Raw genomic sequence first — 15832 nt, forward strand, 5'->3', positions numbered from 1 at the left:
AATGGCGATCACAGAAGAACAAAAAGGATTCATCAAACGAGTGGGCGACCTTGCCGCGGCGGACATGAAAAAAAGCGGCATTCTCGCTTCACTGACAATTGCGCAAGCAATCCTTGAAAGTGGCTGGGGTCAATCCGGCCTGACGGTCAAGGCAAATGCGCTTTTCGGTATCAAGGCGGGTTCCACATGGAAAGGAAAGGTTTACAGCGCACAGACGCAAGAATGCTACGACGGCGTGAGTAATACGACAATCACGGCGCTTTTCCGGGCTTACGATAGCTGGGAAGAATCTGTTTCCGATCATTCCGCCTTGCTGACGGGCCTTTCCCGTTATAAAGCCGTCGTCGGGGAAAGGGATTACAAGAAAGCTTGCGTTGCGATCAGGACGGCAGGATACGCGACGGACCCGACGTATTCGGACAAGCTTATAAATTTGATTGATTCATACGGGCTGGCCGCTTACGACAGTGTGAGCGCGCCGCCCGCCGGGTCAAATAACAACGCAAAAGGAGCGGTCAAAATGACAAGTACGGAATTTATCAGTAAACTTCAAAACATCGTGGACCATTACAAAACGCTTTATGTAATGGGTTGTTTCGGCGCGCCGCTGACGGCGGCAACCGTACAGCGGTATTGCACGAATGACGACTACAACAAACAGGCGGCGCGAACCGCAATGATAAAGGCGGCGGCGAATCAGAATCCGCCCGTTTTCGGGTTCGATTGCGTATGCCTTATCAAAGGCGTTTTGTGGGGATGGAGCGGCGACGCGTCAAAGACCTACGGCGGCGCGGGATACGCGGTCAACGGAGTTCCAGACATTAGCGCAGACACAATGATTACGAAATGCACGGGCGTTTCGACCGATTTCAAGAACATTGTTCCCGGCGAAGCCGTGTGGCTTTCGGGGCATATCGGCGTTTACATCGGCGGCGGAAAAGTGATCGAATGCACCCCGGCTTTCAAAAATTGCGTTCAGGTCACGGCTTGCTTGAATATCGGCGCGATTTCCGGCCTGAACGGGCGCGCGTGGACCAAACACGGGAAATTGCCTTATATCACCTATGACAGCGCAGGGAACGCCACACCGCCCGCACAACAGCCCGGAAAGCCCGCGGGGTCCGGTAATACCTCCGCCCCGCTTTCGTTCAGCGTGGGCGACGTGGTACGCTTTACGGGCAATACGCACTATACCAGCGCGAATGCAACGAGCGGCCCGGCTTGCAAGCCCGGAACGGCAAAGGTCACGCAGATTGCGACGGGTACAAAGCACCCTTACCACCTTATCAACGTAAGCGGCGGCGGGTCTACCGTGTACGGATGGGTTGACGCGGCGGACGTTCAGGCCGCTTCCGGCGGAGCGGCGGCGACCATCAAGGCCGGAAGCGTCGTGAAAGTGAAAGCTGGCGCAAAGACATACACGGGCGGCAGTTTGGCAAGCTTTGTGTATTCCCGTGAACACGTCGTAAAGGAAATCAGCAATGACCGCGCCGTTATCACATACGGCGGGGTGGTTGTCGCGGCGGTCAAGGTTTCGGACCTGACCTTTATTCGATAAGGAGAAACGAACATGAATATTATTAAATTTTTGCTCCTAAATTGGGACAGCGTTCTTGTCGTTCTCGCGTTCATCGTCTTTGTGATTGTGCTTATCAAGCGCGGCGAAACAAAGATTTTGAAGCAGATTCTTTTTAACCTCGTAACACAGGCAGAAAAGCAATTCGGGGGCGGCACGGGTTCACTGAAATTTGCCGCCGTCGCGGATTGGATTTACCAGCGCATTCCGGCTATTTTGAAGCTTCTTTTCACGGAACAGGATATTTCAAACATGATCGAAGCCGTGCTGGAGGAAGCGAAAAAGGTTTGGGGAACGAATGAGAATATTAAAACTTACATCGAAACCCCGCCTATTGAAAATCTGCTGGCAATCGGCGTTGAACCGGGAACAACAGAAGAACAGGGAAAAACCGAAACAAATAAATAAGTTTGTCCGAATCGGACAGAATGAAAGCCCGCCGAGGTTCACTGATATGCTCCCTTTATGAGAGACAGTGAAAAAGAAAAACACTGTTGATCATGAAGGGAGCATTTTGATGTCAAGTAAGTCAAAAATAGCAATTGCGAAAAAGGTAAGAATCACCCGGGAATATATAACTGGAAATATCTCAAGGGAAGAAGCCGCGAAACGGGCGGAAGTCGCACCTGATGTCATAACAGATTGGGCACGGATTTATCGCCAAGAGGGAGTTCTGGGCTTTGCGTCAGGAAAAAAGAATCACGTCTACAGCCAAGAGCTCAAAAAGCAAGCGGTGCTGGAATATTTATCAGGCGGATGTAGTCAGCACGCCATATGCGAGAAATACAAAATCCGGTCAAGAAAACAACTTCGATGTTGGATAAAGAAGTATAATAATCATGGAGAATTCAACTCCGTCAAGCATTCCGGAGGAGGAAGCTACATGAGAAAAGCACGCAGCACAACGCCAGATGAACGTATTCGAATCGTGAAAGATTGTATTGCATCCGGTAAAAATTACGGCGAGATGGCGCTTAAATATAATGTAAGCTACCAGCAGGCACGCACCTGGACGCTGAACTTTGAGAAAATGGGTGAAGCTGGTCTGCAGGATAGGCGTGGGCAGCGAAAAAAAGATCAGGCACCACGCACAGAGTTGGAGCAGGCACAAATTGAGATCGAACAACTTAAACACAAGCTGTATCTGGCGGAAATGGAGAATGCCCTGCTAAAAAAATTGGACGAGGTGGAGAGGAGGGATGCCTCTCGCAAGTAAGGCAAGGCCATATTTACACATCCATAAAAGAATGCCGTGCGGAAGCGGGATATCCCATCGAGACTGCCTGTAAGCTACTTCATGTCGCCCGTTCCGCCTACAATAAATGGGCGTCGGGGAACCAAAGCCGCAGGATTGCCGAAAACGAGTGGCTTGCGGAAAAGATCGAGAAAATCCATATGGAAAGCCCAGACAAAGGCTACCGCCGTATCAACGATGATTTGCGACACGACCACGATATCCACATCAATGACAAGAGGGTACTTCGCATCTGTCGGGCAAAGAACATAAAATCCACCATCAAGTACAACAACCACGGTTGCACAAGGCAGGCAAAGAATCCGCAGTATCTTGCCGAAAACCTTCTTGACCGCCAGTTTTTCGCCTCTCAGCCGAATGAGAAGTGGCTCACCGACGTTACTGAATTTAAGTGGTACGAAGGTCTTGAAGTACACAAGGTTTACCTCAGTGCTGTTTTAGATCTCTATGACAGGCGCATCGTAGCTTTCGTAATTAGTGAGCGTAATGACAATCCTCTCGTATTCAAGACCTTTGACAAAGCTGTCGGGAAAAATCCGGACGCACATCCCCTGTTTCACAGTGACCGGGGATACCAGTACACGAACCGTACTTTTCATCACAAAATTGACAAAGCCGGTATGACACAAAGCATGTCCCGCGTGGCACACTGCATTGACAACGGTCCAATGGAAGGCTTCTGGGGCATTCTGAAGCGTGAACGCTATTACGGCAAACGGTTCACCAGCAAACAGGCTCTTATCCAGATGATTGAGGATTATATCCGCTATTACAATACCCGGCGTGTTCAACGTAATCTGGGTGTCCTCACACCGATGGAGAAATACGAACGTTATCTTGCTGCATAAAAAGTGGACAGCAGCTTACGCCACTGTCCAGAAAATTTTTATAGTTTTTCATTGTCCTCTTGACGGGATGCGGTTCACACGCCCCGGCGGGCTTTTTTGTTGGCGGTCAAAGAATGCCGCGCAAGTCGAATGCTTTATCTATATCTATATATCCTTGCTGATTGCAAAGGGCCTCCGCGTTCGTTGTGGTGATTTTAACGCCGCGCAACCCGTCTATTGGACGGGGCGCGATATAGGCTTTCATAAACCGACACCACCGCCCGCCGCCCTCGTAAATAGCGTCGCGGTTCGGGTATGTGTCGCCGGAGTGAATGAAGCCGGACCCGTCCCGGTTGAACCCTTGACTTTCCCAAACATTCAAGACGGTTTCGCGCGCCCGCGCCAGCAATTCGTCTTGTGAGGGTGGTGGGTTTTCTGCAAGGCGTTTCGCGTCCCGCTCTGCCTTTTTCGCGTCCAGTTTTGCGCGGTGTTCATCGGTATAGATTTTAACGACTTTCGGATTGGGACGAAGCCCGGTCCCGCCGCACTCAAAACAAACTTTGCCCGTGTAGGCCCATTTTTCAAGGGAACCGTACCCGGCGCAATGCGGGCAGTTATTATCGTGGTAGATTTTTGTTCCGTTGTGGTCCGTCCTGACGTATTCGAGTTCATAACGACCGTATGCGCCCATATTTACCCCCTTTTCTTTTGCCGCGTCCTCATATAGTCCGCCGCCGCCGTTTCGTCGGTCCATTTGTCCGCGTCATACCAATATGTTTGATTGATGACAATAAACTTTTTGCCGTCACAATCCCGCGTATGGTGTCCGATTTCCCTTACTTTAGAATCATAAGTTGATACTGTCATTTTGGTTTCCTCCGTTCCTGTATTGGCGAGGGCGGCGGGAAGCCGCCGCCCTGCTGGTTCGCTACATTCTTACGGTTGAAGCGTCGAGCCGAAAAACAAGGTCAATCACTTTCATTCGGGTGCAAGCGTTTTTCTTGACCTCTTCTTGCAGGACCGCGCGAACTCCGGCGGGGGCGATTGAAAGCCCGTATTCAATCAACTTTTCTTCCGCTGTTTTCAGCACGGCGCTGGCGGCGTTCAGTTCACTTTCAAGCCCGGCAGAAACGATGATGGCGGAACACTCTTCATTCGCTGTTTCAAATGCCGCGTCGTCCTCCATGCAGTAGAGCAGTTCGGGAATGGAGCCGTCCGGGTTCACAATGCCTTTGTCGGCGATATACTGACGCTCGATTTCCTTTTGACGGGATTCGATGGATTCGACAACGGCTTTTGCTTTCATGTAATTGTCCTGAACCTTATTTGTAGTCTTTTTCATTTTCTATTCCTCCGTTCGTGTTTTCCTGTTCTCTATGCTCTTATTATATACTCACGTGAGTATATAGTCAAGGGGTTTAGCAAAGTTTTTTCAAATATTTTTTAGAGAACGGAAAAGCCCGCCGGGAGCGGTCCGGCGGGCGAAGATCAGGTGCGGGGTATATGCACGTTCTTGAACTTGTCTTTCATTTCCTCTTGCCGCCGCTTGATTTGTGCGGGCAAAAACTGATTCAGCATAAAGCCCCTTTCTTCCGTGAACTCTTCTTGCGTTCTGATTCTCCATGTGCCGGGGTTGTCCGGGTCCTCTATCCGCTGGGAACACCCGTCCGCTTCCGCTTCCTCCGGCGTTTTCCAGCGTGACCAGTCGGAAGCCATTTCGTCATATCGCTTCAAACTGGAAACGATTCGTTTTAGGACCCTTAACCCGTATTCGGAGAGGTCCGCCCGCTTTATAAGCTTGTCAAAGCATTCGGAACCGCATTTCAGCGTGAACCCGTTGTCAAAATGAATTACGTTCACGTTTTGAATATACGTGCCGCAATGCTCACAGCAAATGCCGCGGCCTTTTGGGAGCGTGTAATATTCAACCCACATCGTTTACCATCCTTTCTTTGTAGGCGGGCGGCATAAGAGCCGCCCGCGATTATTATTGTGAAACAAACACACCCAGCGGGCTACCGTTTGCCGACCGCCACCCGCGCGGGTGAATGTCTATTAAACAAACTTTTTCAATATGCGCCGGAAATTCGTCCGTGCCGTCCCATTTGACGACCGCGTGAACGCCGCCGCGGGAAAACCGGGTTGCTGGAATATCTTCAAAGCCTATGACCGTTCCGCCCTGAACCGGGAAGTAAGCGCCGCAGACCAATTCAAGCCGCTGTCCGATCATGATAATAATGGGCTTTTCGGATTCTTTCGGTTCGGCGGAAGCTTCCGGCTGAACTTCACGTTCGGCGCGAAACACAGGGGCCATCGAATAACGATCAGGCTGGATAAATTCGCCGTCGGCGCTGACCTGAATTTTAGAACGGCGCTTTTTCCCGCCATAAATATATGTGACGGTCTTTTCCGTCCGCCCGGCGATCTTGATGGTATACATGCAATCGCTGTCGCAAATGCTATGCGTAAAATATTCTTTGCCGACTTCAAATTTTTTCATTTTGATTACCTCCGTTTTGTTCTCCCTTGTTTCTGTTGCTTATTATATACTCACGTGAGTATAAAGTCAAGCGGAAAAGATGAACAAATATACTCACGTGAGGTTGTGCAAAAGTTATACTTGCGTGAGTATAAACGGCATGGTATAATGATGGCAACCGAAAGGAGGTCAAAAGATGGCAGAGAAAAAAGGCACATCGGCGACCCGCGCGAAAAATAAGTGGAATGGCGAGAATTACGACCGCTTGTATCCTTATGTCGAACTTGGGAAAAAGGAAGTCTATCAAAAAGCAGTAGAAGCTGGAGGGTATGACAGCCTAAACGATCTTATCGAATCAGCAACCGACGAAAGGGCTTTAAGTGCTTTAGGATGGAGCAAGGAAGAGTTTGACACAGCGGTTCAGGCCGCGGCGGAGGAAGAGCGGAAGCGACGTGAAATGAGGAAAAAACATGAATCAAGGTAACGTGATATTTCACCCGGCGTTTACCGAAGCGATCAGGGCCGCGGCGGAACTGGAAGAAGAACGCGTGAAGCTTCAAACTGTGATGGGGCCGCAGACATTCGAGCGGGTGCAAACAATCATAGAACGGCAACCAGCCGCAAAGCGCGCGGCGTTCTATGGGACGATCTTTGAAGCCGTATGCGCCGGAGAGGATTTTTCACAGGTTGAAACGATAGAGGATATAGGCGGGATTTACGCCCGGTTCATTGTTCGCCGGGCCTTTAGGGAATAAGAAAACAGCGGGCAGATTGCCCGCTGTTGTTTTTCTCAAATAAAGGTTATTTACTTAGTGCGGCGTTTTCGTAATAGTCGTCCGCAATTTCAGGGTATTTGTTCCAGTCGAAATTTTCAAAATTGATTTTATCAAGCGTATCCTTTTTTACAAGAATCTTCATTACGTTTTGTTCGGAGGTATTACCGTATGAATCCGTGAGCGGGAACGACCAAAACAAGCACACTTGCGCAATGTCTGAACGGGGCTGTAATGCTTTCAAAATGTCGTTCGCCTGAATAAGCATTCCGCTACGAATCAACTTTTTTGATACATTGTCTTTCCCGGACAAATAAATTTCTATATTCCGATCTTCCTTAGATTCCGTTCCGAAGTTTTCTACTATTTCAACCTTGACTTTTTCGGCCCTCGCCGCGGATATTGCGTCGTCAACGGCTTTTTCAAGAGTAGAAGCGGTTTCAGATTCCGCGGAAGAGGATTCGGGTCCCGATGATTCGGGAGCGGGATAAATGACCTTGCTGGTTTTGCTATCTTCAATCTTTGAAACCGCGCCGTCGCTCAAAAATACTCTATAAGTGTTTCCGGTCCAATTCACATTGTAATAAGGTTCGCCGCTTTGCTCGTTCTTGATGATAGAAGTTACTTTGCCGTCAAGCCCATTGTCTGCAAGCAAAATAAAAACTTCATCGGCTTGTTCGGGGGTAATACCCATTGTTGAACGAATATTGTTCATCGAATCGCCGTAGAAGTCATATTTTGAGGATAGCTGTTCAGATTTTGGGGTGTTAAGGTCAACCAGCGAACCGCCGCACCCCGACAAGGAAAATACAAGCAGGAAGCCAATACACAATAAGACAAATTTTTTCATATATACCCTCCATTTTTTAAGCCGCCCTTTGCCGGGCGGTTATTTTGCGATTATACCCGCTGTCCGCCGCGGGTGTGCTGACCATTAACACAATTATCCATGATTTTAGTGCTAAAGTCAAGAATGGTGCTGAACATTAGCACACCCGGAGGACAAAAATATGAAAATTTATGATTATCGCGGAAAGAAAAATATATGCGGGGACAGAATCAGAGAAGCCCGCATACGGCGGCGCATGACGCAAGCGGACCTTGCGGCGAAAGCGCAGATAGAGGGGCTGGCGTTGGAGCGGGACAGCGTAAGCAGAATCGAAATCGGAACGCGCTTTGTTGCAGACTTTGAACTCGTTGTATTTTCAAAGATATTGGGTGAAAGTCTTGAATGGCTGACCGGGCGCGAATAAAGCGCCTTTTTTGTTATGTCGTTTTATACTTGCGTGAGTATAAACCCCGTGCTATAATTATAGCAACCGAGGGAAGCAAGTGGGAAAAAATACTGCCCGCGGATAACGCGAAAGGAACGGAAAGCCCCGCCTTTGCACCGAAGCAATGGGCGGGGCTTTCTTGTGGGGAGGTAAAACGACATGGGACACAGGTTCAAACATCTTTCAAAAACAGACAGATACAAAATTGAAGTATTGCGGAATAACGGACATTCCCCGGCAGAAATAGCGGCGGAATTACATGTGCATATCAGCACGATCTACCGGGAATTGAAGCGGGGAACGTACATACACCTAAATACGGACTGGACAACCGAAGTAAGGTACAACCCGGATGAAGCGGAAAAGAAATACCGGGAAAACCTTTCCGCAAAAGGCGCGCCGCTGAAAATTGGAAAAGATTTTGAACTTGTCGAATACATAGAAAAGAAGATCATTGAAGAGGATTATTCACCCGCCGCCGCTCTTGGGGAGATAAGGCAAAAAGGGATTGAGTTCCAAACGACTATTTGCACAAGCACCCTTTATAGCTACATTGAAAAGGGCGTATTTTTAACGCTGACGAATAAGAATTTGCCGATAAAACCCAAAAAGAAACGGCCTTACCATAAAGTTCAAAAAATGAAGCGCCCGCCCCGCGGCGAAAGCATAGAGAACCGCCCGCCGGATATAGATACGCGGGAAGAGTTCGGACATTGGGAAATGGATACCGTTTACAGCGGGAAAAAAGCGTCGAAGAAAACGCTTCTTGTCCTGACGGAACGAATGACCCGGAAAGAGATCATAGAGCCGATAAAGGACCGCACAGCGGAAAGCACGGTCAAGGGGCTTGATCGAATCGAAAGGCGGTATGGGTCACTATTCAAAAAAGTGTTCCGCACGATCACGGTTGATAATGGGGTGGAGTTCTCCGACGTTGAAAGGCTTGAACGGTCCGCGATCAGGAAAGGGCAACGAACAAAATTCTACTATTGCCATCCGTATTGCAGTTGCGAAAGAGGGTCAAACGAGAATCAAAACAAAATGATACGGCGGTGACTTTCCCGAAAGGAACAGATTTCGGGAAAGTCACCGCCGCCGCAATTAAGAAGCTTGAAGAATGGGTGAACAATTATCCGCGGGCGATATTCGGCTGGAAAACCGCCGAAATGATGTTTCAAGAATGCGTCGCCGCGCTTGCCTAACCCATTGAATTATATTTTTTTATATTTTTTTCGCATTTACTATTGACATTTACGTCAAAATCAATCGTTGAAAATTTCTATGCGTTTTTATCAATCCATTTTTTACAGAAGCGCGGCACCGATAATGCCAGCGTCGTTCCCGAGAGCCGCCTTAATCACCGCGGGCGCTTCCACCAGCTCTCCGCCAAAGCAGAAATGACGGACAAACGCGTTGATGGGGTCGAGCAGACGCGCCCCTTCGTTGCAGATTCCGCCGCCGAGGATGACACACTCCGGGCGAAAAATATTGACAAAATCGACGACTCCCTCACTGAGATAGGACAGATAGCTGTCCACCACCTGCCGTCCCGTTTCGTCGCCCTGCCTTTCCGCTTCAAAGGAAGTCCGGCCGCTGATACGCTCCGGATTCCCTTTGCACAGCTTCCAGATCAGCGATTCCGGGTGTTCCTGCGCGGCGCGCTTCGTCTGCCGGATCAGCGCGGTGGCCGACGCATACGCTTCCAGACATCCGCGCCGCCCGCAGGTACAGAGCTCCCCGTCCCTGACAAGAACCGTATGCCCCAGCTCCGCGCCTGCGGAATGGCAGCCGGAAAATATTTTGCCGTCCAGCACTACGCCGCCGCCGACGCCGGTCCCCAGCGTGATCAGGACAGCATTTTTACAGCCCTTTGCCGCGCCCGCTACAACCTCTCCCAGCGCCGCACAGTTCGCATCATTACTGAGACGGCAGGGCAGGTCGATCCATTTTTGCAGGGCGGAGGTCAAAGGGACGCCCTTCCAGCCAAGATTGTTCGAGTACAGCACCGTACCCGTTTCGTAATCGCAGATGCCCGGGCTGCCGATCCCAACGGAACAGCACTGTTCCACAGGAACCCCGGCATTGCGCAGGGCCTTTCTTACGCCTTTCGCCATATCCTCGACAATTTGCTCATAGGGACGGTCCGCCCCCGTCGGGGTGGAGTATTTGGCGACAATGTGAAATTCCTCATCCACCACCCCCACCGCGATATTGGTCCCGCCAAGGTCGATTCCGACCCGGTAAACGGCCGGTAATGATTCCGTTCCTTCCATATAGTAATCCCTCCTTTTCAGAAACAGCCCGGCCTGTTTTCAACAGCATCAATACGGGCGGTCAATACAGAAACAGGGCCACTGGCAAACAGCGACCCTGTTATGCATTTTTTAAACTCTTATTTGATCGTATCTTTGTTCAGTACGGAAACACCGGTGTCAACGGAGGTCTTTTCAATGGTTTCGCCCTTGACCGCTTTCACGGCGGCCTTCATGCCTTCGTAGCCCATGACGTCCGGGTTCTGAGCCATTGCGCAGAGCAGGGAACCGTCTTTAATCAGAGAGAAAATGGAGTCGGACTTATCAAAGCCAACGCCGACGATATCTTTCTTGCCGGAGCCCTTGATGGCATTGCCGGCGCCGACGGTACTGCCTTCGTTACAGCCGAAGATACCGACAGCACCCTCTGTTATGTAGTTATCTGCGATATCCTGTGATTTTGTTGCGTCGCCTTCGCCGTACTGGGTCTGGAGCAGGGTGTAGCCCTTGCCCTCGAACGCTGCGCGGAAGCCCTTTTCACGCGCTACAGTGGAAGCTGTGGCGGAGTTGACATTGACGATACCGATTTTTCCGTCTTTCTTGCCGGCCGCTTCCAGCGCTTTAAGCATTTCCTCGCCCGCCGTTTTACCGGCTGCTTCGTTGTCCGTTGCGAAGGTGGCGATGCCTTCGGTCTTTGCCGGGGAGTCCACATAGATGATTTTAATTCCCTTTGCCTTTGCGTCTTCCAGAGAAGCGGAAATAGCGTCCGGTCCGTTGGCGGCGATCATGATCGCGTCCGCTCCGTCGGCGATTGCATTGTTGACACGCTCGATCTGCTGCGCGTCATCCTTCTTGTCCGGAGCCATCCATTTGTACTCGACGTTGCCGAGCTCGGCAACCGCCTTCTGCGCGCCCTTGTCGACAGAAACCCAGTGCTGATCCAGACTGTCCATGGTAATCAAAATGACTTTGATCTTTTTGTCGGAAGCCGGAGCCGCCGCAGAGCCCGCATCCCCCGCAGAAGCGTTGTTCTCCGCGGATGTCGGGTTGGCCGCCTGGCCGCAGCCGGCGAAGGCAGTCACTGCCATTGCCGCGCAAAGTAGAATAGCCAAGATCTTCTTTTTCATTACATTAAGCCTCCCTAATTTTTATCCATTAAAGCGTCTGCTTTAACTTTCTTTTTGTGCCGTTACCAGTTTCGTATTGTTCTTTGCCTTCTTCGGTTTTCCGGTACGGATAACAACATCCAGCAAAACGGAAATGACCACGATGGTTCCGATCACGATATTTCTCATGGCGACGGGCGCTCCCGCGAACTGAAGACCGTTCTGCAGCACGCCCCAAATCGCCGCACCGACCACCGTACCGGCCAGAAGGCCCTGGCCGCCCAGAGTGGAAACGCCGCCGATGACCGAAGCCGCAACCGCATACATTTCGTACATGTTGCCGGCGTCCATGGTTCCCATACCGGCCGTAGCGCTTGTGATCAGGCCGACCACACCGGCACAGAACGCGCTCACAATATACACCTTGATGGTCGTGCTGTCCGTGTTGATGCCCGACAGCTTGGATGCCTCTATATTGCTGCCCACCGCGTAGATATGGCGCCCTGTGCGCGTCTTGCTGAGCAGGAAATTGAAGCCCAGAAAGAGAACAAGTGCAATCCAGATGGTGTTGTAAAGGCCGAACGTGCTGCCGTAGTAGAACAGATTCCGGTAGCCCTGCGCCGCTTCCCCGATGGCGTCCGTGTTGTAGTTGTTGTTGACGATCTGGGCGACGCCCCTGGCGACCGTCATGGTGCCCAGCGTGGCGATGAAAGGCGGCAGCTTGCACTGCGCCACCAGTAAGCCGTTCAAGACGCCCACGCCGACACAAAGGACCAGGGTCAGCAGCATGGCGGCCCACGGATTCATCCCCTTGGTCATCAGGGTCGCGGAAATCATGCAGCTCATGCCGACGACGGAGCCGATCGACAGATCGATGTTTCCCGTAATCAGAACATAGGACTGGCCGATGCCGATGATCAGAATCGGCGCAACCTGCCGCAGAAGATTCCCGACATTCCTCCCCGAATAGAAGGACGGATTCAAAACCGCAAAGACAATGCACAGGACGATCAGGCCGGCCGTAACGGTGACCACCTGGCCCATGCCCCGGACAGCCATTAATTTTTTCCACGCGTTCTGTTTCTCTCGATTTTCCATTTCAAACGCTCCCGACTTTCTTTATTGCTAAATAGCTTCTTTTTGCTCATATTTGGATTCAAATTTTGTCGCGTACTGCAGAATAAGGTCCTGGGTCGCTTCCCCCGCCGCGAATTCGCCGGTGATTTTCCCGTCGCACATGACCAGAATCCTGTCGCTGATCCCCATGATCTCCGGCATTTCGGAGGAAACGAAAAGCACTCCGATCCCCTGCTTTTTCAATTCGTTCATCAGGTTGTAGATTTCGACCTTCGCGGCTACGTCGATTCCCCGTGTCGGCTCGTCGAACATCACTACGCGGGAATTGCGCGCCAGCCACTTGGCAACCACCAGCTTCTGCTGGTTGCCGCCGGAGAGGGTCGCGGCGTCCATGTCCGCGTTGACAAGCTTAATGCTCAGGCTTCTGACCGCTTCGTCGGTCATCGTTTTTTCCTTTTTCCGGTCCACCACGCCGAATTTGTTGCAGAGCAGGTCCAGGTTGGGCAAAGCGATATTGTCCTCCACGCTGAGTTTGACGCACAGGCCGTCTTTTTTCCGGTCTTCCGGCGCAAGGACGATTCCCGCCCGGATCGCGTCAATCGGCCGGCGGATCACAACTTCCCCGTCGTCCACAAAAATCCGGCCGGATTCTTTGGGGTCTGCGCCGAAAATCGCGCGTGTGGTTTCCGTCCGTCCGGCCCCCATCAGCCCCGCGATACCGACGATCTCCCCTTCGTACAGTTCGAGATTGATGTTCCGGACCATCCTGCCCGCGTTCAGATTTTTTACTTCAAAAATCTTTTTCCCCCGCTCACAGATAACGCGCGGGAATTTTTCCTTGATTTCACGTCCGACCATGCAGGAAATGATTTCAGACATCGTCGTATCTTTGAAATCCATGGAGGTAATGTATCTGCCGTCGCGCATGATGATGACGCGGTCGACAATGTTCTGCAGCTCCTCCAGCCGGTGCGATATGTATACGATTCCGCAGCCCTCCGATTTCAGCTTGCGGATGATTTTGAACAAATCGTCAATCTCGTTGGAAGTCAGCGCCGAGGTCGGTTCGTCCATAATCAGTATTTTTGCGTTGGTGGACAGCGCTTTGGCGATTTCCACCATCTGCTGCTTGGACACGGCCAGATCCCCGACAATCGTGGCGGGGTCCAGATCAATATTCAGGCGGGCCAGCAGCGCCGCCGCGTCCTTGTTCATCTCCCGGTTGGAAAGGATGCCGGAATGTGTTTTTTCCCGCGCCAGAAAAATATTTTCCGCCACCGAAAGGTGCGCGCACATGTTCAGTTCCTGATGGATAATCGCTATCCCCAACTCCTGCGCCTTTTTCGGCGTTAAATCCTCGACTGTCTGACCGAAGATTTTGATTTCGCCTTCATCCTTTGTGTAAACGCCGCTCAGCACCTTTACCAGTGTTGACTTTCCGGCACCGTTTTCCCCCAGCAATGCAAGAACCTCTCCGGATTTCAGATTAAACGACACATCGTCCAATGCCTTGACTCCGGGGAAACTTTTGTGGATATGATTCAGTTCAGCTATGTATTCCCCCATTTAAACTCACCCGTCCTTATCTGTGGAACTCGTTTCCATGTGACCAGTATAGCATTGGCTTTCGTTTTTCATAAGGGGGTTACATTTCGAATAAGGGGGTATTTCTTTTGATGGTTTATGGTAAATCACCATAAACCGTCAAAAATCGATCTATATTTTATGCATCATTGAAACAATTCCTCCAGAGTGGTTCCTTCCGATCGGAAAAGGTTAAACTCCGAGCGCAGGTATTCGCTGTTGAACCGCCCTTTTTCCAGCCGGATCAGCTTGTCCGCCACCATCAGGGAGTCGGCGATATTGACCGAAAGGAAAATCACCGTGATGCCCTTTTGCTTCAGCCGGTTGATGAGCCCGATCAGGTGCCGGCGCAGGTACATGTCCGCGCCCGCAAAGGGCTGGACGCAGAACACGATTTTAGGATGGAACAACTGGATCCGGTAATAGATCAGGTCGTAAAGCGACTGTATTTTCAGATTCATGATATTGGTCTCGTAGATTTCCGGGCCGATCACGGGTTCGTACTCGCGGGCGATGCTCCGGACGATCCTTCTGTTCAGCCGCACCCCGTTGTTCTTCTGGTCAAGCAGAAAGCACAGATTGTCCAGATAGCTCATTTCTTTGAAGAGCATGGTGCGGATAGGGTCCTCTCCGATAAAGGCGACCGTGCCCTCCAGCGCATGCTGCGCCGCTTCCCGGGTAAAAACGGCGCCTTCCAGAAAAACGGTCCCGCTGTCCGGATACAGCCTGCCGTTCATAATCCGCATAATATCCGGCAGTACGGTGTTGTCCATATCGAACAGCACCGTACACTCTCCCCTGGCCACCGAAAACGTCATGTCCCTTAGATTTTCCGTACAGACATTCTGAAAAGCGAGGATGCTGTCTTTTCTCCCGACGTCCGTTTCCGGTGCGGCAAGGTCGGCAAATTCCCCGACATAATACGGAACAATATTGTCGTTCCGAAACTGATTGCGGTCAAACACCCGCAGAATTTTTCCGTCCTTCATCAGCGACATCCGGGTGCAGATTTTAAACGCTTCCTCGTGATGGTTGCAGATATACAGGAAGGAAAAACCCTTCCCGCAGTAATACCGGAGCAGCTCGTGAAACCGGATCAGGTCCGCCGCGCCGATACAGTTGCTGACATCCCGGATGACAATGAGCTTCGCGCCCATGATGACGGCGCGAAGAAGCTCCACGACACATTTTTGGTAAGGGCTTAAATGCGCCACCAGGTCCCGGCCGTCGATATCGGCGTCGATTTCCTGTGCAAACTGACGGAACTGTTCGTTCAGGACGCGGGGACTGATGACATATTTCCGAAATCCCCTGCGCAGAACGAAAACGTTGTCGGCAACGCTCAGATCTTCGATCAGCCTGCTTTTCTGCTCGATGACGGCCACCTTGTTCATCGTCATCGGGCTGTGCCGGTAATTGTTCACAAGCACCTCGTTGAAATAGACGCGGCCGTAATGAATGGGCAGATTCTGGCTGATGAGCTGAATGAGGGGTTCCTTGCCGTTCGCGTTGATGCACACCAGCCCCATGATTTCGCCCTGAAAAATATGCAGGTTAAAATTATCCAGCAGGGTCACCTCGTCCCGGATGACGGTGACCTTTTCCAGCCTTAAAATTTCATTCTTCATC

The 15832-nt window shown here is 51.1% G+C and carries 18 protein-coding genes and 1 pseudogene; 8 read left to right on the forward strand and 11 right to left on the reverse strand.

Annotated features, from left to right (window positions below; all coding sequences use genetic code 11):
• Nucleotide 1: 1 nt before the first annotated feature.
• From VXK30_RS12240 to VXK30_RS12255, 4 genes are all read left to right on the forward strand, one after another.
• On the forward strand, nt 2-1558 hold the full coding sequence (locus VXK30_RS12240) for a glycoside hydrolase family 73 protein (RefSeq protein WP_275713904.1): 1557 nt from the start codon (nt 2-4) through the stop codon (nt 1556-1558).
• A gap of 12 nt (nt 1559-1570) precedes the next feature.
• A complete protein-coding gene (locus VXK30_RS12245; protein WP_275713905.1) occupies nt 1571-1984 on the forward strand; it encodes a hypothetical protein in 414 nt (137 codons plus the stop codon).
• A gap of 67 nt (nt 1985-2051) precedes the next feature.
• Nucleotides 2052-2792: a transposase gene (locus VXK30_RS12250; protein ID WP_275718016.1), complete on the forward strand. Its 741-nt coding sequence runs from the start codon at nt 2052-2054 to the stop codon at nt 2790-2792.
• Nucleotides 2793-2815: 23 nt separating this feature from the next.
• Entirely contained in the window at nt 2816-3679 is an 864-nt protein-coding gene (locus VXK30_RS12255) for an IS3 family transposase (RefSeq protein ID WP_275718017.1), read from the forward strand.
• Nucleotides 3680-3785: 106 nt separating this feature from the next.
• Here the strand turns inward: VXK30_RS12255 and VXK30_RS12260 are convergent, their stop codons facing one another.
• The 5 genes from VXK30_RS12260 to VXK30_RS12280 all read right to left on the reverse strand — a co-directional run bounded on the left by VXK30_RS12260 (nt 3786) and on the right by VXK30_RS12280 (nt 6158).
• Entirely contained in the window at nt 3786-4349 is a 564-nt protein-coding gene (locus tag VXK30_RS12260) for a hypothetical protein (RefSeq protein ID WP_275716644.1), read from the reverse strand.
• A gap of 2 nt (nt 4350-4351) precedes the next feature.
• Nucleotides 4352-4525: a hypothetical protein gene (locus VXK30_RS12265; RefSeq protein ID WP_275716642.1), complete on the reverse strand. Its 174-nt coding sequence runs from the start codon at nt 4523-4525 to the stop codon at nt 4352-4354.
• Nucleotides 4526-4586: 61 nt separating this feature from the next.
• A complete protein-coding gene (locus tag VXK30_RS12270) occupies nt 4587-5000 on the reverse strand; it encodes a hypothetical protein (protein ID WP_275716639.1) in 414 nt (137 codons plus the stop codon).
• Nucleotides 5001-5146: 146 nt separating this feature from the next.
• Nucleotides 5147-5593, reverse strand: a complete 447-nt coding sequence (locus VXK30_RS12275; protein ID WP_275716637.1) for a hypothetical protein — start codon at nt 5591-5593, stop codon at nt 5147-5149.
• A 52-nt stretch (nt 5594-5645) separates the two neighbouring features.
• Nucleotides 5646-6158 (reverse strand): hypothetical protein, encoded by a 513-nt coding sequence (locus VXK30_RS12280; protein WP_275716635.1) that lies wholly within the window; start codon nt 6156-6158, stop codon nt 5646-5648.
• Between the two features lie 175 nt (nt 6159-6333).
• Between VXK30_RS12280 and VXK30_RS12285 the strand changes: the two genes are divergently transcribed.
• Nucleotides 6334-6621: a hypothetical protein gene (locus VXK30_RS12285; protein WP_275716633.1), complete on the forward strand. Its 288-nt coding sequence runs from the start codon at nt 6334-6336 to the stop codon at nt 6619-6621.
• Nucleotides 6608-6892: a hypothetical protein gene (locus VXK30_RS12290; RefSeq protein WP_275716631.1), complete on the forward strand. Its 285-nt coding sequence runs from the start codon at nt 6608-6610 to the stop codon at nt 6890-6892. The genes VXK30_RS12285 and VXK30_RS12290 overlap by 14 nt, the downstream gene beginning before the upstream one ends.
• Before the next feature lie 46 nt (nt 6893-6938).
• On the opposite strand, the gene VXK30_RS12295 is transcribed toward VXK30_RS12290, so the two are convergent.
• Entirely contained in the window at nt 6939-7760 is an 822-nt protein-coding gene (locus tag VXK30_RS12295; RefSeq protein WP_275716629.1) for a hypothetical protein, read from the reverse strand.
• Between the two features lie 160 nt (nt 7761-7920).
• On the opposite strand from VXK30_RS12295, the gene VXK30_RS12300 reads away from it, so the two are divergent.
• Together VXK30_RS12300 and VXK30_RS12305 are read left to right on the forward strand one after the other, a co-directional pair.
• A complete protein-coding gene (locus VXK30_RS12300; protein WP_275716627.1) occupies nt 7921-8163 on the forward strand; it encodes a helix-turn-helix domain-containing protein in 243 nt (80 codons plus the stop codon).
• Between the two features lie 180 nt (nt 8164-8343).
• Nucleotides 8344-9386: pseudogene (locus VXK30_RS12305) on the forward strand (IS30 family transposase).
• A 102-nt stretch (nt 9387-9488) separates the two neighbouring features.
• Here the strand turns inward: VXK30_RS12305 and VXK30_RS12310 are convergent.
• The 5 genes from VXK30_RS12310 to VXK30_RS12330 form a co-directional block, all read right to left on the reverse strand.
• A complete protein-coding gene (locus tag VXK30_RS12310; RefSeq protein WP_275716625.1) occupies nt 9489-10457 on the reverse strand; it encodes an ROK family protein in 969 nt (322 codons plus the stop codon).
• Between the two features lie 119 nt (nt 10458-10576).
• Nucleotides 10577-11563 (reverse strand): ABC transporter substrate-binding protein, encoded by a 987-nt coding sequence (locus VXK30_RS12315; RefSeq protein ID WP_275716623.1) that lies wholly within the window; start codon nt 11561-11563, stop codon nt 10577-10579.
• Nucleotides 11564-11605: 42 nt separating this feature from the next.
• Entirely contained in the window at nt 11606-12640 is a 1035-nt protein-coding gene (locus VXK30_RS12320) for an ABC transporter permease (protein ID WP_275716621.1), read from the reverse strand.
• A gap of 27 nt (nt 12641-12667) precedes the next feature.
• Entirely contained in the window at nt 12668-14185 is a 1518-nt protein-coding gene (locus VXK30_RS12325; RefSeq protein WP_275716619.1) for a sugar ABC transporter ATP-binding protein, read from the reverse strand.
• Between the two features lie 164 nt (nt 14186-14349).
• Nucleotides 14350-15831, reverse strand: a complete 1482-nt coding sequence (locus VXK30_RS12330) for an ATP-binding cassette domain-containing protein (protein ID WP_275716617.1) — start codon at nt 15829-15831, stop codon at nt 14350-14352.
• Nucleotide 15832: the final 1 nt, after the last annotated feature.

The sequence above is a fragment of the Caproiciproducens sp. CPB-2 genome (genome assembly GCF_036287215.1).
Lineage (GTDB): Bacteria > Bacillota > Clostridia > Oscillospirales > Acutalibacteraceae > Caproiciproducens.